Here is a 21648-nt window from a genome sequence, read left to right as displayed (position 1 = left end):
GCCCCTTCCAGAGGTGCCCTCACCGGGCTCTTCAGAGGACACGATCATGTACAAGCTGTTCTTCGACCTCGTCTTCAAGCGGATGGACCCGGAGCAGGCCCACCACCTCGCCTTCCGCTGGATCCGGCTCGTCGCCCGCGTCCCCGTCCTGCGCACCTTCGTCGCCGCCGTGCTCGCGCCCCGCCACAAGGAGCTGCGCACCGAGGCGTTCGGCCTGCGCATGCACGGGCCCTTCGGCCTCGCGGCGGGCTTCGACAAGAACGCGGTGGCCATCGACGGGATGTCGATGCTCGGCTTCGACCACATCGAGATCGGCACCGTCACCGGGGAGGCCCAGCCCGGCAACCCCAGGAAGCGTCTCTTCCGCCTCGTGCCGGACCGCGCGCTGATCAACCGCATGGGCTTCAACAACGAGGGCTCCGCGGCCGTCTCCGAGCGCCTGGCGGCCCGTACGCCCGTGTTCAGGACCGTCGTGGGCGTCAACATCGGCAAGACCAAGGCCGTCCCCGAGGAAGAGGCCGTCGGCGACTACGTGAAGTCGACCGAGCGCCTCGCCCGGCACGCCGACTACCTCGTCGTGAACGTGTCGTCCCCGAACACCCCCGGCCTGCGCAACCTCCAGGCCACCGAGGCGCTGCGGCCCCTGCTCAGCGCCGTGCGCGAGGCCGCCGACCGCTCCGTCACCGACCGGTGCGTCCCGCTGCTCGTCAAGATCGCCCCCGACCTCGCGGACGAGGACGTCGACGCGGTCGCCGACCTCGCCGTCGAACTCGGCCTGGACGGGATCATCGCCACGAACACCACCATCGCCCGTGAGGGACTCGGGCTGACCTCCGACCCCTCCGTGGTGAAGGAGACCGGCGGTCTCTCCGGCGCGCCGCTCAAGGCACGCTCCCTGGAGGTCCTCAGGCGCCTCTACGCGCGCGTGGGCGACCGGATCACCCTGGTGGGCGTCGGCGGCGTCGAGAACGCCGAGGACGCCTGGCAGCGCATCCTGGCCGGCGCCACGCTGGTCCAGGGCTACAGCGCCTTCGTCTACGAGGGTCCCTTCTGGGGCCGTGCCATCCACAAGGGTCTCGCCGCCCGCCTGCGGACGAGCCCGTACGCCACCCTCGCCGACGCGGTCGGCGCCGACGTGAGGAAGCCCGTATGAGCCTGGAACCCTTCGGCGCGCGCCTTCGCCGCGCCATGGACGAGCGCGGTCCCCTGTGCGTGGGCATCGACCCGCACGCCTCCCTGCTCGCCGACTGGGGGCTCGGCGACGACATCGCGGGCCTGGAGCGCTTCAGCCGCACGGTCGTCGAGGCGCTCTCCGAGCGCGTCGCCGTCCTCAAGCCCCAGAGCGCGTTCTTCGAGCGGTTCGGCTCGCGCGGGATCGCCGTCCTGGAGAAGTCCGTCGAACAGGCGCGGGCGGCCGGCGCGCTCGTCGTGATGGACGCCAAGCGCGGCGACATCGGCTCGACCATGGCCGCGTACGCCGAGACCTTCCTGCGCAAGGACGCGCCGCTCTTCTCGGACGCGCTGACGGTGTCGCCCTACCTCGGCTACGGCTCGCTGAAGCCGGCGGTCGAGCTGGCGCGCGAGAGCGGGGCCGGGCTCTTCGTGCTCGCGCTCACCTCCAACCCGGAGGGCGGCGAGGTGCAGCACGCCGTGCGCGCGGACGGGCGGAACGTCGGAGCGACGATGCTCGGGCATCTGGCCGCCGAGAACGCCGACGAGAGGCCGCTCGGATCCTTCGGGGCGGTCGTCGGCGCGACCCTGGGCGATCTCTCCTCGTACGACCTGGAGATCAACGGCCCGCTCCTCGCGCCCGGCATCGGCGCCCAGGGAGCGACCGCGGCCGATCTGGCGGGCGTGTTCGGGTCCGCGGTGCGCAACGTCGTCCCGAACGTGAGCCGGGGTGTCCTGCGTCACGGCCCCGACGTCATGGCCCTGCGGGAGTCGGCCGAGGGGTTCGCGGAGGAGATCAGGGCGGCCGTCGCGGCCGCCTGAGCCTTCCGACAGCCGTTCGAGAGTCCTCCGAGGGGTGCCTTCGGAGGACTCCGAGTCTGGATACACCCTCAAATCCGGGGAGGTATGTCGTAAATGTCGGGCTCCAGGGAGGCTGACCAGGACTTTTCCTCTGTTCTCGCTGACTCCGGCGCACTTGCCCGCTAGTCTCCGTCGAGTGGGAGCACCTCCCTGGCCGTCAAGGCAGCAGGGAGAACGGGCGAGCGTGTTGCCCGGGGCTCCCCAGGTGTGGGGCGACTAGGTTCCTCACCGGTCCGTATCCGACAGTTCGACATCCGAGGTGACGTAGGCGTGGCTCTTCCGCCCCTTACCCCTGAACAGCGCGCAGCCGCGCTCGAAAAGGCCGCCGCGGCTCGCCGGGAGCGGGCCGAGGTCAAGAATCGACTCAAGCACTCCGGCGCCTCTCTTCACGAGGTCATCAAGCAGGGTCAGGAGAACGACGTCATCGGCAAGATGAAGGTCTCCGCTCTCCTGGAGTCCCTGCCGGGCGTGGGCAAGGTCCGCGCCAAGCAGATCATGGAGCGACTCGGGATCTCCGAGAGCCGCCGCGTACGCGGTCTCGGCTCGAACCAGATCGCCTCTTTGGAGCGCGAGTTCGGTGGTTCCGGCGCCTGAGTCCTGGACACACCGGGATTGCTGGAATAATCGCTGCATGGCTGTAACACCCCGGGGGACGTCCCCCGTACCCCCGGACGCACGTCCGCGGCTGACCGTGCTCTCCGGCCCCTCGGGGGTCGGCAAGAGCACGGTCGTCGCTCATATGCGCAAGGCACACCCCGAACTCTGGCTCTCGGTGTCGGCGACGACCCGCAGGCCGCGTCCCGGTGAGAAGCACGGAGTCCACTACTTCTTCGTCTCCGACGACGAGATGGACAAGCTGATCGCCAACGGCGAGCTCCTGGAATGGGCCGAATTCGCCGGCAACCGCTACGGCACCCCGCGTGCCGCGGTCGCGGAGCACCTGGAGTCGGGCAAGCCGGTCCTCCTGGAGATCGACCTCCAGGGGGCCCGGCAGGTCCGCGAGTCCATGCGGGACGCGCTGCTCGTGTTCCTGGCCCCGCCCTCCTGGGAGGAACTGGTCCGCAGGCTCACCGGTCGGGGCACCGAACCGCCCGAGGTGATCGAGCGCCGCCTGGAGGCGGCCAAGGTCGAACTGGCCGCCGAGCCGGAGTTCGACGTCACCCTGGTCAACACCTCCGTCGAGGACGTGGCGCGCGAGCTGCTAGCCTTGGTGGAAGTTGTTTGATCTTTCAGGTCAATTTCCACCTTTCGGAAGGCAGAGCGTGTCCTCTTCCATCACTGCTCCCGAGGGCATCATCAACCCTCCGATCGACGAGCTCCTCGAGGCCACCGACTCGAAGTACAGCCTCGTGATCTACGCGGCCAAGCGAGCCCGCCAGATCAACGCGTACTACTCGCAGCTCGGCGAGGGCCTCCTCGAGTACGTCGGTCCGCTCGTCGACACCCACGTCCACGAGAAGCCGCTGTCGATCGCCCTGCGCGAGATCAACGCGGGTCTGCTGACCTCCGAGGCCGTCGAGGGCCCCGCTCAGTAGTCGTTTCAAAGCTCATCCCAGGCCCGGCGGCGCGACTGCCGGGCCTGTGGTGTGTCATGGAGTCGTACGTTTCCGAGCCCGGGGAGAGACGGTGTCCAAGCCGAAGGTCGTTCTGGGGGTCAGCGGTGGCATCGCCGCCTACAAGGCCTGTGAGCTGCTGCGACGACTGACCGAGTCCGGTCACGACGTACGGGTCGTGCCCACCGCCTCCGCGCTGAACTTCGTCGGCGCCGCCACCTGGTCCGCGCTCTCGGGCCACCCCGTGTCCACCGAGGTCTGGTCGGACGTCCACGAGGTGCCGCACGTCCGCATCGGGCAGCACGCCGACCTGGTCGTGGTCGCCCCCGCGACGGCCGACATGCTCGCCAAGGCCGCCCACGGGCTGGCCGACGACCTCCTCACCAACACCCTGCTCACGGCCCGCTGCCCGGTCGTCTTCGCGCCCGCCATGCACACCGAGATGTGGGAGCACCCCGCGACGCAGGAGAACGTGGCGACCCTGCGGCGCCGCGGCGCCGTCGTCGTCGAGCCCGCCGTGGGCCGCCTGACCGGCGTCGACACCGGCAAGGGGCGGCTGCCCGACCCGGGGGAGATCTTCGAGGTCTGCCGCCGTGTCCTCGCCCGCGGGGTCACCGAGCCGGATCTCGCCGGACGGCACGTCGTCGTCAGCGCCGGCGGCACCCGTGAGCCCCTCGACCCGGTCCGCTTCCTCGGCAACCGCTCCTCCGGCAAGCAGGGCTACGCGCTCGCCCGCACCGCCGCCGCGCGCGGCGCCAGGGTCACCCTGATCGCCGCGAACACGGGCCTGCCGGACCCGGCCGGAGTCGACGTGGTCCAGGTCGGCACCGCCGTGCAGATGCGCGAAGCCGTGCTGAAGGCGGCCCCGGACGCCGACGCCGTGGTCATGGCGGCCGCGGTGGCGGACTTCCGGCCCGGCACGTACGCGACCGGGAAGATCAAGAAGAAGGACGGCACGGAACCGGAACCCATCGTTCTGGTCCGTAATCCGGACATCCTCGCGGAGATCTCCGCGGACCGCGCCCGCCCCGGCCAGGTCGTGGTGGGATTCGCCGCCGAGACCGACGACGTCCTGTCCAACGGACGGACCAAGCTGGAGCGCAAGGGTTGCGATCTGCTGGTGGTGAACGAGGTGGGGGAGCGCAAGACCTTCGGTTCCGAGGAGAACGAGGCGGTCGTGCTCGGAGCCGACGGGAGTGAGACCCCGGTGCCCCATGGACCCAAGGAAGCCTTGGCCGAGACGGTGTGGGATCTGGTGACACGCCGACTGGTGTGAATCCTCTCGCGTCACACCTGTCACACAAATAGCGCAAAATCGGGCGTGGCGACCCTGGCGGAGACCCATGGCCATGGCGCAGAATGCCCGTGCCGCAGGTCACAGGCCTTCCGAGAGGCGAGACAGGGGTCCCGCGGCCGAGTGCGACCGATAAACTGTTCTCGGACGACGCCGGGCGCAGCCCCCGGCCGTCCACCAATGATCAGCCAGCAGCCGCTGCAACCACAGGGAGCGTTGTGTCCCGTCGCCTGTTCACCTCGGAGTCCGTGACCGAGGGTCACCCCGACAAGATCGCTGACCAGATCAGCGACACCATTCTCGATGCCCTCCTGCGCGAGGACCCGACGTCCCGGGTCGCCGTGGAGACGCTCATCACCACCGGCCTGGTGCACGTGGCCGGAGAGGTCACGACCAAGGCGTACGCGCCGATCGCCCAGCTCGTCCGCGACAAGATCCTGGAGATCGGCTACGACTCGTCGAAGAAGGGCTTCGACGGGGCGTCCTGCGGTGTGTCGGTGTCGATCGGCTCCCAGTCCCCGGACATCGCGCAGGGTGTCGACACGGCGTACGAGTCCCGTGTCGAGGGCGACGAGGACGAGCTGGACCGGCAGGGCGCGGGCGACCAGGGCCTGATGTTCGGGTACGCCACCGACGAGACCCCGAACCTGATGCCGCTCCCGATCCACCTCGCGCACCGGCTCTCGCGCCGGCTGTCCGACGTCCGCAAGAACGGGACCATCCCGTACCTGCGCCCCGACGGCAAGACCCAGGTCACCATCGAGTACGACGGCGACAAGGCGGTCCGTCTGGACACCGTCGTCGTGTCCTCTCAGCACGCCTCGGACATCGACCTGGACTCCCTGCTCGCTCCCGACATCCGCGAGTTCGTCGTGGAGCCGGAGCTGAAGGCCCTCCTGGACGACGGCATCAAGCTGGAGACCGAGGGCTACCGCCTGCTGGTGAACCCGACCGGCCGCTTCGAGATCGGCGGCCCGATGGGCGACGCCGGCCTCACCGGCCGCAAGATCATCATCGACACGTACGGCGGCATGGCCCGCCACGGCGGCGGTGCCTTCTCCGGCAAGGACCCGTCCAAGGTCGACCGCTCCGCCGCCTACGCGATGCGCTGGGTCGCGAAGAACGTCGTCGCCGCGGGCCTCGCCTCGCGCTGCGAGGTCCAGGTCGCGTACGCGATCGGCAAGGCCGAGCCGGTGGGTCTGTTCGTCGAGACCTTCGGTACGGCCAAGGTGGACGCCGAGAAGATCGAGACCGCCATCACGGACGTCTTCGACCTCCGCCCGGCGGCCATCATCCGCGACCTCGACCTGCTCCGCCCGATCTACTCCCAGACCGCCGCGTACGGCCACTTCGGCCGTGAGCTGCCCGACTTCACGTGGGAGCGCACGGACCGGGTGGACGCGCTGCGCAAGGCCGTCGGCCTGTAGTCCGCGAAGGCTTCGGCACCGCCGTGAGGCCCGGTACCCCTCGGGGTGCCGGGCCTCACGGCTGCCCGGAGGACGGTGGCCGGTCCGGGCGGGCCCTGGAGCGGCTAGGCCGTGCCGGGCAGGCCTTGGAAGAGCATCGGTCGTGCCGGGCAGGCCGCGGAAAAGCGGTGGCCCGTCCGGGTCCCGGTTCGTACGCTGATGATCTCCCGGTGCGAAGGCCGCGGTTACTTCGGTGGAGTACGCCCATGGCGTGCGGTGAATCTGGAAACACGTACCGCTGCCGTCCTGATCTCGGGAGAACTCCGTGCCGCCCCGCCGGGGCCGAAGCCTCGTCGAGGCGTTCACGATCCGAGGCGGGGCGGGCCCGATCCCGGCCGGGCGGCGCTGTCGGTGCCGTCTGGTAGGAATACTGCTGTGAGCAGCGCGAACGGGCGATCCGACGACAGCGCGGGCGGCGCGGACGGCGCACCGCCCGAGCAGCTCGCGCTGATCCGGGAGGCCGTGCGGCAGGCCAAGGCGCCGAAGGCCAAGCCGCGGACCTGGCGGGGCGCCCCGCTGGCGAAGGACCTTCCCGTCGCGCGGGTGCTCGTCGACAAGGGCGTGCTGCACCTCGACCGCTACTTCGACTACGCCGTGCCCGAGGACCTGGACGAGGCCGCTCAGCCGGGCGTGCGGGTGCGGGTCCGCTTCGGCGCCGGCGGACGCAACGTACGGGAGGGGCGGCGCGAGGGCGGCGGTCTCATCGACGGCTACCTCGTCGAGCGGGTCGCCGAGTCCGACTACTCCGGGCCCTTGGCCGCCCTCGCCCAGGTGGTCTCGCCCGAACCCGTCCTCGGACCCGAACTGCTGGGTCTGGCCCGTGCCGTCGCCGACCGGTACGCGGGATCACTGGCCGACGTGCTCCAGCTCGCCGTGCCGCCCCGGCACGCCCGCGCCGAGGCGCGGGAGTCGCCCGCGCCCCCGCCGCCGCCCGCCGCACCCGAGCCCGGTACCTGGCGGAGGTACGGACGAGGGGCCGACTTCCTCGCCTCGCTCGCCTCCGGCGGCGCCCCGCGCGCCGTGTGGACGGCGCTGCCAGGGCCCGAGTGGGCCGAGGAGATCGCCCGCGCGGTGCAGGCGACACTCGCCTCCGGGCGCGGAGCGCTCGTCGTCGTCCCGGCCGGCCGGCCCGCCTCCCGCGTCGACGCGGCCCTCAAGGCCCTGCTGGGGGAGGGGCAGCACGCCGTGCTGACCGCCGACGCCGGACCGGAGCGGCGCTATCGCGACTGGCTCGCCGTACGCCGCGGGTCGGTACGCGCGGTGGTGGGCACCCGGGCCGCCATGTTCGCTCCCGTACGGAATCTGGGCCTCGTCGCCGTCTGGGACGACGGGGACGAGGCGCACAGCGACGACAACGCTCCCTTCCCGCACGTCCGGGAAGTGCTGGAGCTGCGTGCCTCGCGCGACAAGTGCGGCTTCCTGCTGGGGAGTTGGACGTGCACGGTGGAGGCCGCGCAACTGGTCGAGAGCGGCTGGGCGCTGCCGCTGGCCGCCGACCGGGACCAGGTGCGCGCCACCGCGCCGCTCGTGCGGACCGTCTCGGACGGCGATCTCGCCCGCGATGAGGCCGCCCGGGCGGCCCGGCTGCCGACGCTCGCCTGGCAGGCCGTCAGGGAGGGGCTGAAGCTGGGGCCCGTGCTGGTCCAGGTGCCCCGGCGGGGCTATGTGCCCCGGATGGCCTGTGCGCGGTGCCGGGAGCCCGCGCGCTGCCGGCACTGCGCGGGACCGCTGGAGGCGCAGGACGCCCAGGCGCTGCGCTGCGGCTGGTGCGGGCGGGACGAGGCCGCGTGGCACTGCCAGGAGTGCGGCGGGTTCCGGCTGCGGGCGCAGGTCGTGGGCGCCCGGCGGACCGCCGAGGAGCTGGGGCGGGCCTTCCCGGCCGTTCCCGTGCGCACGTCCGGGCGGGAGCAGGTGCTGGACACGGTGCCCGCGACGCCCGCCCTGGTGGTCAGCACGCCGGGGGCCGAACCGGTCGCCGAGGGCGGGTACGCGGCGGCCCTGCTGCTCGACGGCTGGGCCATGCTCGGACGGCCCGATCTGCGGGCCGGTGAGGACGCGCTGCGCCGGTGGACGGCGGCCGCCGCGCTGGTCCGCCCGCAGGGGGCGGGCGGCACGGTGGTCGTCGTGGCGGAACCGACCCTGCGGCCCGTCCAGGCGCTCGTGCGGTGGGATCCGGTCGGGCACGCGGTGCGTGAACTCGCCGAGCGGGCCGAACTGGGCTTTCCGCCCGTGTCCCGGATGGCGGCGGTGTCCGGGGCCCCTGAGGCGCTCGCCGGCTTCCTCGCCGCGGCCGAACTGCCGCGTGACGCCGAGGTGCTGGGGCCCGTGCCGCTGCCGGCCGCCGAGGCGGGGCGGCCCCGGCGGCCCGGTGGGCCGCCTTCCTCGGAGCCCGGGGAGCGGGTGCTCGTCCGGGTGCCCCCGGGCAGTGGCGCCGCGCTGGCCGCCGCGCTGAAGAGCGCGCAGGCGGCGCGCATGGCCCGCGGAGGCGGCGAGCCCGTACGCATCCGGATCGATCCGCCCGACATCGGATGACCCGCGGGCGGTGCGGCCCGGTGCGGGTCGGCCCGGTGCGGGGCGCGCGGTGCGGTTCGTGACGCACGGGTGCGCCCCGCGACCCGTGGGAGTGACGGGGTGTCAGGGTCCGGTCTCCACGCAGTCGGTGGGGCCGGGGGCGAGGGCCGGGCGGTGACCCGACCGGCCGCCCGCACCGGGCGCCGCCCTCCCGGGACCCCGGCACCGGGAAATGGGGACTGCCCCCCGGGGCCTGGCGCCGGGAGGCAGTTGTCTTCTACGGGATCGGTCAGCCGTTGCGCGGGCCGGGGAAGGCCGTCGGCCTGGCTTCGTCACGGAGTGTCGGACTGCCGGCCGTCGGCTGGGTCGGCATGGAACGGGCGGCGGGGACGGTCGGCACCGCGGGGATGGTGGTGTTGACGTTGACCGCGTGGGTGTCGACCGTGTCCGTGGCGCGCTCCGCCTCGGCCGCGGCCTGGGCGGCGGCGCGACGGGCGCCGTAACGCCGGTGCACGGCCTGCTTGGTGACCCCGAGCGCCGAGCCCACCGCGTCCCAGGAGAAGCCGAGGGAGCGGTCGAAGTCCACGGCGGCGGTGACCAGCGTCTCGACGCTGTCCCGCAGCTCCTGGGCGAGACGGACGGTCGGGGCGGGAGCGCGGCCGTAGACGACGAAGCCCGTGGAGGGGCCGGCGCGGCGCGGGCGGTAGACGTTGCCCAACTGGGCGGTGAGCGTGCGCAGTGCGTCCACCTGCCGACGGACCCGCTCGATGTCCCGCACCAGCAAGTGCAGGCTGGCCCGAGCCTGGGCGTCGTGGGTTGCATGGTCGGCCATGAACAAGCCTCTCGAACCGGCGTTGAAAGGGATCGGACCGCTGGTGAGCGGCCCGCTGTGGTCAACTCTTTCTTGACCAACGCGTGGACGGGTGAGTGGTCACGGGTGCAAGGGCGCAAGAGCATATGAACGGGGCGCGTCCCGAGAAGTACGCCCCCCGTCGTGCCGTGGACGCGCCCCGTGCGCGGCCCGCCGGACACGGCCACGGGGGCCGACGGACGCTCCGGTCCTCCGTGCGGGCCCGGGGGAAAGGGCCCCTTGGACAACCCCCGAGCCCCCGGGCCCCGGGCGGCATAGACTGGTGCGCTGCCCCGTGCTTCGCCTGAACCGGTACGCGCGCGGGGGATGGAAGTGCTCCCGCCCGAGAGGCCAACCGCCACCCATGAAGCTCGTCTTCGCAGGCACCCCCGAGGTCGCCGTTCCCGCCCTGGACGCCCTGATCGCCTCCGGGCGGCACGAGGTGGCCGCCGTCGTGACCCGGCCGGACGCGCCGGCCGGACGGGGCCGACGGCTCGTCGCGAGTCCGGTCGCCGAGCGGGCGGAGCAGGCCGGGATCGAGGTGCTCAAGCCCGCGAAGCCCCGGGACGAGGAATTCCTGGCCCGGCTGCGGGAGATCGGCCCGGACTGCTGTCCCGTGGTCGCGTACGGGGCGCTGCTGCCCCGCGTCGCCCTCGACATCCCCGCCCAGGGCTGGGTCAACCTGCACTTCTCGCTGCTGCCCGCCTGGCGCGGCGCCGCCCCCGTCCAGCACGCGATCATGGCCGGTGACGAGATCACCGGCGCCTCCACCTTCCTGATCGAGGAGGGTCTCGACTCCGGACCGGTGTACGGGACCGTCACCGAGGAGATCCGGCCCACCGACACCAGTGGGGACCTGCTCACGCGGCTCGCCTTCGCCGGGTCCGGGCTGCTCGCCGCGACGATGGACGGGATCGAGGACGGCACGCTCAAGGCCGTTCCGCAGCCCCCCGACGGCGTCAGCACCGCGTCGAAGATCAGCGTCGAGGACGCCCACATCGACTGGGCCGCCCCGGCGCTCCGCGTCGACCGCGTGGTGCGCGGGTGCACGCCCGCCCCCGGCGCCTGGACCGTCTTCCGCGGCGAGCGCCTCAAGCTCATCCAGGTCGCGACGGTGCCCGACCGTACGGACCTCGCCCCCGGAGAGCTGTCCGTCGCCAAGAACAACGTGTACGTGGGCACCGGCTCGTACGCCGTCGAGCTGCTCTGGGTGCAGGCCCAGGGCAAGAAGCCGATGCGCGCCGCGGACTGGGCCCGCGGGGTCCGGATCCCCTCCGGGGAGCACCTCGGAGTCTGACCGCCCCGCGCCGAGCGCCACCGGGGCCGCCGAGGGCCCTTCCGCGAGCACCGCGGGGCCCGGCGGTGCTCCCGGCGCGCGCCTCCCAGCGCGGTGCTCCCGGCGCGCGCCCTCCCGCGCGGCGCCCCCGACACGCGCCGCCGGTGCCGGACCGCCCCCGGGCGTGCGTGCGCCGGGATCTTCGCCGAACGGCCGGCGGCGTGCGGCGCAGGCCCCGCGGCGTACGCTGATAGACGCACCTTTTTCCTGGATCCGGAGCACCTTTTTCGTGAGTGAGCAGCCCCGTCGGCCGCAGAAGACCGGCAAGCCCTACCGCCGCCCCCAGAAGGACCCGGTCCGCATGCTCGCCTTCGAGGCGCTGCGGGCCGTGGACGAGCGGGACGCGTACGCGAACCTCGTCCTGCCGCCGCTCCTGCGCAAGGCGAAGCAGAAGGGCGACTTCGACGCACGGGACGCCGCGCTCGCCACCGAGCTGGTGTACGGCACGCTGCGCCGCCAGGGGACGTACGACGCCGTCATCGCGACGTGCGTCGACCGGCCGCTGCGGGAGGTCGACCCGCCGGTCCTCGACGTGCTCAGCCTCGGCGTCCACCAGCTCCTGGGCACCCGCATCCCGACGCACGCGGCCGTCTCCGCCTCGGTCGAGCTGGCCCGGGTGGTGCTCGGCGACGGGCGCGCCAAGTTCGTGAACGCCGTGCTGCGCAAGGTCGCGCGGCAGGACCTCGACGCCTGGCTGGAGCAGGTCGCGCCGCCCTACGACGAGGACCCCGAGGACCACCTCGCCATCGTGCACTCGCACCCGCGCTGGGTCGTCTCCGCGCTGTGGGACTCGCTGGGCGGCGGCCGGGCCGGCATCGAGGACCTGCTGGAGGCCGACAACGAACGGCCCGAGGTGACCCTCGTCGCCCGGCCGGGCCGCTCCACCGCCGACGAACTCCTCGACGCCCTCGACGAGGACACGGCGCTCCCCGGGCGCTGGTCCCCGTACGCCGTGCGGCTCACCGAGGGCGGTGAGCCCGGCGCCGTGGACGCCGTGCGCGAGGGCCGCGCCGGCGTCCAGGACGAGGGCAGCCAGCTCGTGGCGATCGCCCTGGCGAACGCGCCGCTCGACGGGCCCGACCGGGCCTGGCTGGACGGCTGCGCCGGACCCGGCGGAAAGGCCGCGATGCTGGCCGGGCTCGCCGCCCAGCGGGGCGCGACGCTGCTCGCCTCCGAGAAGCAGCCGCACCGCGCGGGCCTCGTCGCCAAGGCACTCGCCGGGAACCCGGGCCCCTACCAGGTCATCGCCGCCGACGGCACCCGCCCGCCGTGGCGGCCCGGCACGTTCGACCGGGTGCTCATGGACGTGCCCTGCACCGGCCTGGGCGCGCTGCGCCGCCGTCCCGAGGCCCGCTGGCGGCGCCGCCCCGAGGACCTCGACGGCTTCGGGCCGCTCCAGCGGGGACTGCTGCGCACGGCGCTCGCCTCCGTGCGGGTCGGCGGTGTCGTCGGCTACGCGACCTGTTCGCCGCACCTCGCCGAGACCCGCGCGGTCGTCGACGACGTCCTCAAGCACTTCGACGGGGGCTCCGCCGAACTGCTCGACGCCCGCCCGCTGCTGCCCGGCGTACCGGCGCTCGGGGACGGCCCCGACGTCCAGCTCTGGCCGCACCTGCACGGGACGGACGCGATGTACCTGGCCCTGATCCGCCGGACGGCCTGACCCGGCGCTCCCGGTCCGCCCCGTCAGTCCGGTGGCCGGGCCGGTCCCGTGGTGTCGCCCGCGTCCTCCGCGTCCGGGGCTCCCGCGGGCCCGGGGGAGGCCGCGAGCTCCCCGGCCCCGGCCGTCTCCGGCGCCCCGGCGGCGCGGGAGCCGCCGTCCTCGTGCGCGAGCCGTGCGGGCCACCACACCTTCGGGCCGACGTCGAGGAAGAGCGCGGTGACCAGCACCGAGCGCACCACGAAGGTGTCCAGGAGGACGCCGAGCGCGACCGCGAAGCCGATCTCCGCGAACCCGACGATCGGCAGGGTGCCCAGTGCCGCGAACGTGCCCGCGAGGACCAGACCGGCCGAGGTGATCACCGCCCCGGTCGTGGCCAGGCCCGTCACCACGCCCTGCCGGGTGCCGTGCCGGACCGCCTCCTCGCGGATGCGGGTGGTCAGGAAGATGTTGTAGTCGATGCCGAGCGCCACCAGGAACACGAAGACGAACAGCGGGAAGGCCACGTCCTCGCCCGCGTAGTCGAAGACGTGCCGGAAGGCCAGCGCGCTCACGCCGAGCGCGGTCGCCAGCGACAGCACCACGGTCCCGATCAGCAGGAGCGGGGCGATCAGCGCGCGCAGCAGGACGCTCAGGACCAGCAGGACCACGACCAGGACGAGCGGGATGACGAGATAGTTGTCGTGCGTCTGGGCGTTCTCCATGTCCAGCAGGGCCGCCGAGCCCCCGCCCACCTTCGCGTCGGCGTCCGGCACGGCGTGCACCGCGTCGCGTACCCGCTCCACGGTGTCCTTCGCCGCCGTGCTGTCTGCGGGGGCGCGGGTGGTCGCCTCGAACAGCACCTTGCCGTCGTGCACGGGCGCGGTGCCCGGTGGCACCCCGATGCTCGACGTGACCACGCCCGGGTCCGCCGCCACGGCCTCGCCGACCTGTCTGCCCTGGGCCGTGTTGGACACGATGACCAGCGGATCACCGTCGCCCGCGGGGAAGTAGCGCGCCGACACCTCCTGGCCGACGATCGAGTCCGGTTTCCCGGTGAACTGGTCGGCGTTGGGGATGCCCGCGGCGCGGAGCTGGATGAGGCCGAGGGACAGCAGCCCGAGCGCCAGCGCGGTGGCGACCCAGAAGGTCCGGGGGCGGCGGGCGATCCGCCCGCCCATGCGCGCCCAGACACCGCTCCTGGTCGGATCGGCCGAGCCGAGGTGGGGGACGGCGGGCCAGAAGATCCAGCGCCCGAAGACGATCAGCAGCGCCGGGAACAACGTGAGCATGGCGATCAGGGCGACGGCCACGCCGATGGCCGCGACCGGACCGAGGCCCCGCGTCGAGTTCATCTCGGCGACCAGGAGCACCAGCATGCTGAGCACGACCGTCGCGCCCGAGGCGAGGATGGCGGGACCGGCCCGGTTCATCGCGAGCTTCATCGCCTCGTGCCGGTCCTCGTGCCGGCGCAGTTCCTCGCGGTAGCGGGCGACCAGCAGCAGGGCGTAGTCGGTCCCCGCGCCGAAGACGAGCACGGTGAGGATGCCCGCGCTCTGGCCGTTGACGGTCAGACCGGCGTGCTTCGCCAGCAGATAGATCAGCGCCTGGGCCGTGAACAGGGCGACGACCACGCCGAGCAGCGGGACGAACAGCAGGATCGGGCTGCGGAAGGTGATCAGCAGCATCACGATGACGACGGCCATCGCGGCGAACAGGAGCGTGGAGTCGATGCCCTCGAAGGCCTTGGAGGAGTCGGCCGCCGTGCCGCCGGGCCCGGTGATGTGCACCGAGAGCCCGTCGCCGCCCTTGCCGACCTGGTCACGGATGGAGTCGACGGCGGGGGCGATGCGCTGCCAGCCGGCCGCGTCCATGGTGATCGGGACGTAGATCTGCGCGGCGCGCGGGTCGCCCTGCCGGTCGAAGACCGGACCGCGGGTCTCGGCGCCCCGGATGCCGTGGTCCCGCAGCGTCTTGAGCTGCTGTACGTCCTCGGAGATCTGGCGCCGGTCCTGGACCGTCAGACCGTCGGGGCGCGCGTAGACGACGACCGCGGGGATCTGCTCGGGCCTGAACCCGTTCGAGATGTCGAGGACCTGGGTGGATTCGGCGGAGCCCGGCAGCCAGGACTGCGCGTCGTTGTCCTGGGCGTCGCTGAGCTTCGATCCGAGGGGTGCCACGAAGAGGAGCACCAGCAGCCACAGGGCGAGAACCAGCCACTTGGACCGCCGGCCGCACACGACTCCGATGGCTCCCTGCTTCCAGGCGTCGAGCCGCTTCATGCCCACCCCCGAGACCGGACGCAGCGCCGCTGGGCCGTCCAGGATGGCACGGCGGAGGGCCGTACGGCAGTCGCGGGACGATCCAGGTCCGGACCGGGGCGGGCAACGGGCCCGGGGCATGGCAGTCTTGGGGCATGGCCGCGCAGATCAACCCCAGCATCCTGTCCGCCGACTTCGCCCGCCTTGCCGAGGAGGCAAGGGCGGTGGAAGGCGCGGACTGGCTCCATGTCGACGTCATGGACAACCATTTCGTACCGAACCTCACCCTCGGGGTGCCGGTCGTAGAGTCTTTGGCCCGTGCGACGGACACTCCGCTGGACTGCCATCTGATGATCGAGGACGCCGATCGGTGGGCGCCCCAGTACGTGGAAGCCGGTGCCGGCTCCGTCACCTTCCATGTCGAGGCGGCCGCCGCGCCCGTCCGGCTCGCCCGGGAGATCCGGGCCAAGGGGGCCCGCGCCTCCATGGCGCTCAAGCCGGCGACCCCCATCGAGCCGTACGAGGATCTGCTGCCCGAGCTCGACATGCTGCTGATCATGACCGTCGAGCCCGGATTCGGGGGCCAGGCCTTTCTTGACATCATGCTCCCCAAGATCCGCCGCACGCGCGAGTTGATCAGCAAGCACGGCCTGGAACTGTGGCTCCAGGTCGACGGCGGCGTCTCGGCCTCGACCATCGAGCGCTGCGCGGAGGCGGGCGCCGACGTGTTCGTCGCCGGTTCGGCGGTGTACGGGGCGGCGGACCCCGCCCAGGCGGTACGTGCACTGCGCACCCAGGCCGAGGAGGCGACGACCCGTGCGTCGTGGGCGTGCGACCACTGAGCCAAGGGAACGTGAACGCCGCCCATCAGGGCGGATCAAGTGCGCCGGATCTGCAAGGATGAACGGCGAATCCAGAGTGTGAACAGAAGTGAGGAGATCGCCGTGTCGGGTATGTCGGCGGGCCGGTCAGCCATGCGGATGGGACCCGCTGAGCTGGTCCAGGCGGCGGCCATGGCCCGCCGCTTCTACCTCGAGGGCAAATCCAAGATCCAGATCGCCGAGGAGTTCGGCGTCAGCCGCTTCAAGGTGGCCCGGGTCCTGGAGACCGCTCTCGAACGGGATCTCGTGAGGATCGAGATCCGCGTCCCCGCCGAGCTCGACGCGGAGCGCTCGGACGCGCTGCGGGCCCGCTACGGCCTGCGGCACGCCGTGGTCGTCGAGTCCCCGGCCGAGGCCGAGGAGTCGCCCGACCCGGAGAACCTCGGCGAGGTGGCCGCCGACCTGCTCGGCGAGCTCGTCAACGAGGGCGACGTGCTGGGTCTGGCCTGGGGCCGCTCCACGATCCACATGGCGGCCGCGCTGGACCGGCTCCCGCCGTGCACCGTCGTGCAGCTGACGGGTGTGTACGACGCCGGGACCGCCGAACGCGGCTCCGTCGAGGCCGTACGGCGTGCGGCGCAGGTGTCGGGCGGCGACGCCCACCCCATCTACGCGCCGATGCTGCTGCCCGACGCGGCCACCGCGGCGGCGCTGCGCAACCAGACGGGGATCGCCCGCGCCTTCGAGTACTTCGACAAGGTCACGGTCGCCTGCGTCTCCATCGGCTCCTGGGAGCCCGGCATCTCCACGGTGCACGACATGCTCAGCGACGAGGAGCGCGCGCACTACGCCTCGCTCGGTGTCGCCGCCGAGATGTCCGCGCACCTCTTCGACGCCGAGGGCCGCCGGGTCGGGCGCGACCTGGGCGAACGCTGCATCACGGTCGAGGCCGACCGGCTGCGCCGTATCCCCGAGGTCGTCGCCATAGCGGGCGGACACCGCAAGGCGGCCGCCATCGACGCGGTGCTGCGGTCCGGGCTGGTCACCAGCCTGGTCACGGACACCGCGGCCGCTGACGCGCTGATGACGGCGGGCCCGCCCCCGCGTCCGGCGCTGAACCGGGCGGACCCGGACGGGCCCTGAGGACGCCACGCGAAGCGCGCCCCGAGGGGGCGGCCGTGGCAGCATCGACGTCATGCTGCTGCGGTCGCCCCCTCGGGCGTTCACGGTCCGCCTGTTCGCGGGACTGCTGGTCTGTCTGACCGTCCTGCTGACGGGCTGCTCGGCGTCGGGCCGGACCGGTCCCGCGGACTCCGCCGCCCCCGCCGTGAGCCGTTCCGGGGCGGCCCCGTCCTGGGCCGGCGGTCTGCCGGCCGTCTCCGTGGCCGCGCTGCCCGCCGAGGCACGGTCCACCCTCGCCCGCATCGACCGGGGCGGTCCCTTCCCGTACGCCAAGGACGGCACCGTCTTCGGCAACTTCGAGCGCGAACTGCCCGGGCACGCCCGGGGCTACTACCACGAGTACACGGTGCCGACCCCGGGGGAGAGCGACCGGGGGGCCCGGCGCATCGTCACCGGGCGGGGCGGGGAGATCTTCTACACCGACGATCACTACAACTCCTTCAAGGCGGTTCTGAGATGACGCACGGTCCGCTCGCGGTGGTGTGCCGTTCGGCCGGGTGGCAGGTCACCGAACTCGACCTCACCGGGGTGCTCGACAAGAGCGCCTTCATGGAGCGCTGTGTCCGCGCCCTCGACCTGCCGGAGTGGTTCGGACGGAACTGGGACGCGCTCGGCGACCTCCTGGGCGACCCCGACTGGGGACCGGCCACTCCGGGCAGACTCATCGTGGTGACGGGCTGGCGCCCCTACGCGCGGACCCGGCCCGACGAGTGGGAGACCGTGCAGGCGGTCCTGGCGACGGCCAGCGGCTACTACCAGGAGGCCGACGCGGCGCTCTCGGTCGTCCTCTCCCTTGGAGGATCCGACCAATTGCCCCCTGACCAGCCTGGATGATCCGCCTGGGGACCTCGTGCCGGCCGACATGGGACAATGAAGTACGTGCTCTTCCCCCTGGCTGACCTGTCCGGGGGCCACCTCTGATCGACTGGGATGTGCAGCACGTGCGTTTCCTCAACGACATCCAGCCCCCGTACGACCTGACGTACGACGACGTCTTCATGGTGCCCAGCCGCTCGGCCGTCGGCTCGCGTCAGGCGGTGGACCTCACCTCTCCGGACGGCACCGGCACCACGATCCCGCTCGTCGTCGCCAACATGACGGCGATCGCCGGCCGCCGGATGGCCGAGACCGTCGCCCGCCGCGGTGGCCTTGTCGTCATTCCGCAGGACATTCCGATCGAGGTGATCACCGAGGTCGTCTCCTGGGTCAAGGGACGCCATCTGGTGCTCGACACCCCGATCGTCCTCGCGCCCCACCAGACCGTCGCCGACGCGCTGTCGCTGCTGCCCAAGCGCGCGCACAACGCGGGCGTCGTCGTCGACGAGGACGGCCGCCCCGTCGGCGTGGTGACCGACACCGACCTCACCGGCGTGGACCGCTTCAGCCAGCTCTCCGAGGTCATGTCCAAGGACCTGCTGCTCCTCGACGCGGACATCGAGCCGCGTGAGGCGTTCAACCGCCTCGACGCCGCCAACCGCCGCTACGCCCCCGCCGTGGACGCGGACGGCAAGCTGGCCGGCATCCTGACCCGCAAGGGCGCCCTGCGCGCCACGCTGTACTCGCCCGCCACCGACGCGAACGGCCGGCTGCGCATCGCCGCCGCCGTCGGCATCAACGGCGACGTGGAGGGCAAGGCCAAGCAGCTGCTGGACGCGGGCGTCGACACGCTCGTCATCGACACGGCGCACGGCCACCAGGAGTCGATGATCAGCGCCGTCAGGACCGTGCGCGCGCTGGACCCGCGGGTGCCGATCGTCGCGGGCAACATCGTCGCCGCCGAGGGCGTCAAGGACCTGATCGACGCGGGCGCCGACATCATCAAGGTCGGTGTGGGCCCCGGTGCCATGTGCACGACCCGCATGATGACCGGCGTCGGCCGGCCGCAGTTCTCCGCCGTCATGGAGTGCGCGGCCGAGGCCAAGAAGTACGGCAAGCACGTGTGGGCGGACGGCGGTGTCCGCCACCCCCGTGACGTCGCGATGGCGCTGGCCGCCGGCGCGTCCAACGTCATGATCGGCTCCTGGTTCGCGGGCACGTACGAGTCCCCGGGCGACCTGCACCAGGACGCGAGCGGACGTCTGTACAAGGAGTCGTTCGGCATGGCGTCCGCGCGGGCCGTCAAGAACCGCACCAGCGAGGAGTCCGCGTACGACCGGGCCCGCAAGGCGCTGTTCGAGGAGGGCATCTCCACCTCGCGGATGTTCCTCGACCCGTCCCGTCCGGGCGTCGAGGACCTGATCGACTCGATCATCGCGGGCGTCCGTTCCTCCTGCACCTACGCGGGCGCCAACTCCCTGGAGGAGTTCGCGCAGAACGCGATCGTGGGCATCCAGAGCGCCGCCGGCTACGCCGAGGGCAAGCCGCTGCACGCGAGCTGGAGCTGATCCACCGCCCTTCCCGTACGGCCCCCGCTCCCCTGCCGGGAGCGGGGGCCGTACGCGTGGGAGGGCCCCCGTTCCCGGCCGGAAGTCGCCTCGCGCAACCATCGAAAAGGCCCGCGCAACGAACACGCGCCGGGATGGGATGAACGCAACGATCTTGCGGAGATGCGCAAGGTTGCTGCATTACGCCCGGGAAGCCCGAACTCATAGGGTCGGGCGCTGTACACAGGCGTGGCGGGAACCCCGCTCGGCGGGTCCCGGCTGTCAGGGGTGCCGCCGGTTCCCGTCCTCTTCGACCGGCAGCGATGAAGGAGCCAGCGCGTGCTCGATCAAGGCGCACCCCCGCAGTCCCCACCCACGTCCGCCCCGCCCGCCGCGGGTCTCGGCGCGCGCCTCATGCGCCGCAAGCCGGTGGAACGCCTGGTGCAGGAGGGCGGACACGGCGAGGGCGGCTCGCTGCGGCGCTCCCTCGGAATGTGGCAGCTCACCATGATCAGCATCGGTGCCACGCTCGGCACCGGCATCTTCGTGGTCCTCGGCGAGGCCGTCCCCAAGGCCGGACCCGCGGTCACCCTGTCCTTCGTCATCGCGGGTCTCACGGCCCTCTTCTCCGCCCTCTCCTACGCGGAGCTCGCCGGCACGATCCCGGTCGCCGGATCCTCGTACTCGTACACGTACGCCACGATGGGCGAGCTGATCGCCTGGATCTGCGGCTGGTGTCTGGTCCTGGAGTACGGCGTCTCGGTCGCGGCCGTCGCGGTCGGCTGGGGCGAGTACCTGAACGAGCTGCTCGACGGCACCATCGGCGTCACCATCCCGGACGCCCTCTCCGCGCCGCCCGGCGACGGCGGCATCTTCAACCTGCCCGCGCTGATCGTCGTCCTGCTCGCGATGGCGTTCCTGCTCGGCGGAGCCCGCGAGTCGGCGCGCGCCAACACGATCATGGTGGCCGTGAAGATCGCCGCGCTGGTGCTGTTCTGCGCGATCGGCGTCCAGGGTCTGCGCTCCGGCAACTACGAGCACTTCATGCCGCTCGGCATGGCGGGCGTCAGCGCCGCCGGCGCCACCCTGTTCTTCTCCTACATCGGCTTCGACGCCGCCTCCACCGCCGGTGAGGAGGCCAAGGACCCGCAGCGCGACCTGCCGCGCGCGATCATGCTCTCGCTGGTCATCGTGACCGCCCTGTACGTCCTCGTCGCCGCCGTCGCCGTCGGCGCGAAGCCCTGGCGGCAGTTCGGCGACTCGGAGGCCGCGCTCGCCGAGATCATGAAGGACGTCACCGGGCAGACCTTCTGGGGCACCCTGCTGGCGGCCTGCGCCGTCATCGCCATCGCCAGTGTCGTGCTGACCGTGCTGTACGGCCAGACGCGCATCCTGTTCGCGATGGCCCGGGACGGTCTGGTGCCCAAGGTGTTCGCCCGGGTCCACCCGAAGACCGGCACGCCCCGCGCGAACACGGTCATCGTCTCGCTGTTCTGCGGTGTCCTGGCTGCCGCGATCCCGCTCGGCCAGCTCGCCGACGCCACCAGCATCGGCACGCTGTTCGCGTTCGCGCTGGTGAACGTCGCCGTCGTGGTGCTGCGCCGGACGCGCCCGGCCATGCGCCGTACTTTCCGGGTTCCGCTCGCGCCGGTGCTGCCCGCGATCGGCTTCCTGCTGTGCGTGTGGATGATGGCCAGTCTCTCGGCCGTCACCTGGGTGGTCTTCGGCGTCTGGATGGCCGTCGGGCTCGTGTTCTACTTCAGTTACGGCTACCGCAAGTCCCGGATGGCGACCGCGGAAGCCGTCGCCGAGCAGCCGTAGGACCCGTAGCGGAACCGTCTCAGGAACCCCTCGCAGAAAAGTGAACCACCCGCAGTGCTGAACGATCTCGACGAACGCATCGTGCACGCCCTCGCCGAGGACGCCCGCCGCTCCTACGCGGACATCGGGCAACTGGTCGGCCTGTCCGCGCCCGCCGTGAAGCGGCGGGTCGACCGGCTGCGGGCCACCGGGGCCATCACCGGGTTCACCGTACGGGTGGACCCGGCGGCGCTCGGCTGGGAGACCGAGGGGTTCGTCGAGATCTACTGCCGCCGGAACACCTCTCCCGAGACCATCCAGCGAGGTCTGGAGCGGTATCAGGAGGTCGTGGCCGCCTCCACCGTCACCGGGGAGGCGGACGCGGTGGTCCAGGTGTTCGCCTCCGACATGCGGCACTTCGAGCGGGTGCTCGAACGGATCGCGGGGGAGCCGTTCGTGGAACGGACGAAGTCCGTTCTGGTGCTTTCGCCGCTGCTGCGGAGGTTCTCCTCGGGGTCACCCACGTAGTCGGCGTCCCCAC

Annotated in this window: 19 protein-coding genes; 17 read left to right on the top strand and 2 right to left on the bottom strand. The window is 72.4% G+C overall.

Features of this window, described 5'->3' with window-relative positions; all coding sequences use genetic code 11:
- The first annotated feature begins 46 nt into the window (after window positions 1–46).
- From ACZ4TO_RS32940 to ACZ4TO_RS32905, 8 genes are all read left to right on the top strand, one after another.
- The gene (locus ACZ4TO_RS32940; protein ID WP_468026163.1) at window positions 47–1153 is read left to right on the top strand and encodes a quinone-dependent dihydroorotate dehydrogenase; all 1107 of its coding nucleotides are present in this window, start codon (window positions 47–49) and stop codon (window positions 1151–1153) included.
- A complete protein-coding gene (gene pyrF / locus ACZ4TO_RS32935) occupies window positions 1150–1992 on the top strand; it encodes an orotidine-5'-phosphate decarboxylase (protein ID WP_382795682.1) in 843 nt (280 codons plus the stop codon). Before ACZ4TO_RS32940 ends, pyrF begins: the two co-directional genes overlap by 4 nt.
- Window positions 1993–2301: 309 nt before the next feature.
- Entirely contained in the window at window positions 2302–2625 is a 324-nt protein-coding gene (locus ACZ4TO_RS32930; RefSeq protein WP_016638838.1) for an integration host factor, read from the top strand.
- Window positions 2626–2662: 37 nt separating this feature from the next.
- The gene (gene gmk / locus ACZ4TO_RS32925; protein WP_382795679.1) at window positions 2663–3256 is read left to right on the top strand and encodes a guanylate kinase; all 594 of its coding nucleotides are present in this window, start codon (window positions 2663–2665) and stop codon (window positions 3254–3256) included.
- Window positions 3257–3293: 37 nt separating this feature from the next.
- Window positions 3294–3566 (top strand): DNA-directed RNA polymerase subunit omega, encoded by a 273-nt coding sequence (gene rpoZ / locus ACZ4TO_RS32920; protein ID WP_003982715.1) that lies wholly within the window; start codon window positions 3294–3296, stop codon window positions 3564–3566.
- Between the two features lie 91 nt (window positions 3567–3657).
- On the top strand, window positions 3658–4860 hold the full coding sequence (gene coaBC / locus ACZ4TO_RS32915) for a bifunctional phosphopantothenoylcysteine decarboxylase/phosphopantothenate--cysteine ligase CoaBC (protein ID WP_382795676.1): 1203 nt from the start codon (window positions 3658–3660) through the stop codon (window positions 4858–4860).
- A gap of 236 nt (window positions 4861–5096) precedes the next feature.
- Window positions 5097–6305: a methionine adenosyltransferase gene (gene metK / locus ACZ4TO_RS32910; protein WP_382795674.1), complete on the top strand. Its 1209-nt coding sequence runs from the start codon at window positions 5097–5099 to the stop codon at window positions 6303–6305.
- 414 nt (window positions 6306–6719) lie between these two features.
- Window positions 6720–8876 carry a primosomal protein N' gene (locus ACZ4TO_RS32905; protein ID WP_468026162.1) on the top strand — a complete coding sequence of 719 codons (2157 nt, stop codon included), beginning with the start codon at window positions 6720–6722 and terminating at the stop codon, window positions 8874–8876.
- 268 nt (window positions 8877–9144) lie between these two features.
- Here the strand turns inward: ACZ4TO_RS32905 and ACZ4TO_RS32900 are convergent, their stop codons facing one another.
- Complete coding sequence (locus tag ACZ4TO_RS32900) at window positions 9145–9687, bottom strand: hypothetical protein (RefSeq protein WP_382795668.1); 543 nt, start codon at window positions 9685–9687, stop codon at window positions 9145–9147.
- Between the two features lie 382 nt (window positions 9688–10069).
- On the opposite strand from ACZ4TO_RS32900, the gene fmt reads away from it, so the two are divergent.
- Window positions 10070–11002 carry a methionyl-tRNA formyltransferase gene (gene fmt, locus ACZ4TO_RS32895; protein WP_382795665.1) on the top strand — a complete coding sequence of 311 codons (933 nt, stop codon included), beginning with the start codon at window positions 10070–10072 and terminating at the stop codon, window positions 11000–11002.
- A 268-nt stretch (window positions 11003–11270) separates the two neighbouring features.
- Window positions 11271–12704, top strand: a complete 1434-nt coding sequence (locus ACZ4TO_RS32890; protein ID WP_468026161.1) for an RsmB/NOP family class I SAM-dependent RNA methyltransferase — start codon at window positions 11271–11273, stop codon at window positions 12702–12704.
- A gap of 23 nt (window positions 12705–12727) precedes the next feature.
- Here ACZ4TO_RS32890 and ACZ4TO_RS32885 read toward each other — a convergent pair whose 3' ends face one another.
- Window positions 12728–14962, bottom strand: coding sequence for an MMPL family transporter (locus tag ACZ4TO_RS32885; RefSeq protein ID WP_468026160.1), 2235 nt, complete (start codon window positions 14960–14962; stop codon window positions 12728–12730).
- Window positions 14963–15096: 134 nt separating this feature from the next.
- Here ACZ4TO_RS32885 and rpe point away from each other — a divergent pair, with 134 nt between their 5' ends.
- The 7 genes from rpe to ACZ4TO_RS32850 all read left to right on the top strand — a co-directional run bounded on the left by rpe (window position 15097) and on the right by ACZ4TO_RS32850 (window position 21635).
- Complete coding sequence (gene rpe / locus ACZ4TO_RS32880) at window positions 15097–15783, top strand: ribulose-phosphate 3-epimerase (RefSeq protein ID WP_382795657.1); 687 nt, start codon at window positions 15097–15099, stop codon at window positions 15781–15783.
- Between the two features lie 78 nt (window positions 15784–15861).
- Window positions 15862–16905, top strand: coding sequence for a sugar-binding transcriptional regulator (locus ACZ4TO_RS32875; protein WP_382795654.1), 1044 nt, complete (start codon window positions 15862–15864; stop codon window positions 16903–16905).
- A gap of 52 nt (window positions 16906–16957) precedes the next feature.
- The gene (locus ACZ4TO_RS32870) at window positions 16958–17404 is read left to right on the top strand and encodes a guanyl-specific ribonuclease (RefSeq protein ID WP_468026159.1); all 447 of its coding nucleotides are present in this window, start codon (window positions 16958–16960) and stop codon (window positions 17402–17404) included.
- The gene (locus tag ACZ4TO_RS32865; RefSeq protein ID WP_382795649.1) at window positions 17401–17778 is read left to right on the top strand and encodes a barstar family protein; all 378 of its coding nucleotides are present in this window, start codon (window positions 17401–17403) and stop codon (window positions 17776–17778) included. Before ACZ4TO_RS32870 ends, ACZ4TO_RS32865 begins: the two co-directional genes overlap by 4 nt.
- A 107-nt stretch (window positions 17779–17885) precedes the next feature.
- Window positions 17886–19328 (top strand): GuaB1 family IMP dehydrogenase-related protein, encoded by a 1443-nt coding sequence (locus ACZ4TO_RS32860; RefSeq protein WP_382795716.1) that lies wholly within the window; start codon window positions 17886–17888, stop codon window positions 19326–19328.
- A 318-nt stretch (window positions 19329–19646) separates the two neighbouring features.
- A complete protein-coding gene (locus ACZ4TO_RS32855) occupies window positions 19647–21128 on the top strand; it encodes an amino acid permease (RefSeq protein WP_382795646.1) in 1482 nt (493 codons plus the stop codon).
- A gap of 54 nt (window positions 21129–21182) precedes the next feature.
- A complete protein-coding gene (locus ACZ4TO_RS32850; RefSeq protein WP_015661832.1) occupies window positions 21183–21635 on the top strand; it encodes an Lrp/AsnC family transcriptional regulator in 453 nt (150 codons plus the stop codon).
- Window positions 21636–21648 lie beyond the last annotated feature (13 nt).

Source organism: Streptomyces sp. NPDC028298 (assembly GCF_055565895.1).
Note: the sequence above shows the minus strand (reverse complement) of the source record. Positions and strands in the feature narration are given on the sequence as shown.

Excerpts from the sequence above, each read along its gene's own strand:
- ACZ4TO_RS32940 (WP_468026163.1), top strand. The coding sequence starts at position 47 with ATGTACAAGCTGTTCTTCGACCTCGTCTTCAAGCGGATGGACCCGGAG.
- pyrF (WP_382795682.1), top strand. The coding sequence starts at position 1,150 with ATGAGCCTGGAACCCTTCGGCGCGCGCCTTCGCCGCGCCATGGACGAG.
- gmk (WP_382795679.1), top strand. The coding sequence starts at position 2,663 with ATGGCTGTAACACCCCGGGGGACGTCCCCCGTACCCCCGGACGCACGT.
- ACZ4TO_RS32900 (WP_382795668.1), bottom strand. The coding sequence starts at position 9,687 with ATGGCCGACCATGCAACCCACGACGCCCAGGCTCGGGCCAGCCTGCAC.
- fmt (WP_382795665.1), top strand. The coding sequence starts at position 10,070 with ATGAAGCTCGTCTTCGCAGGCACCCCCGAGGTCGCCGTTCCCGCCCTG.
- ACZ4TO_RS32885 (WP_468026160.1), bottom strand. The coding sequence starts at position 14,962 with ATGAAGCGGCTCGACGCCTGGAAGCAGGGAGCCATCGGAGTCGTGTGC.
- rpe (WP_382795657.1), top strand. The coding sequence starts at position 15,097 with ATGGCCGCGCAGATCAACCCCAGCATCCTGTCCGCCGACTTCGCCCGC.
- ACZ4TO_RS32870 (WP_468026159.1), top strand. The coding sequence starts at position 16,958 with ATGCTGCTGCGGTCGCCCCCTCGGGCGTTCACGGTCCGCCTGTTCGCG.
- ACZ4TO_RS32865 (WP_382795649.1), top strand. The coding sequence starts at position 17,401 with ATGACGCACGGTCCGCTCGCGGTGGTGTGCCGTTCGGCCGGGTGGCAG.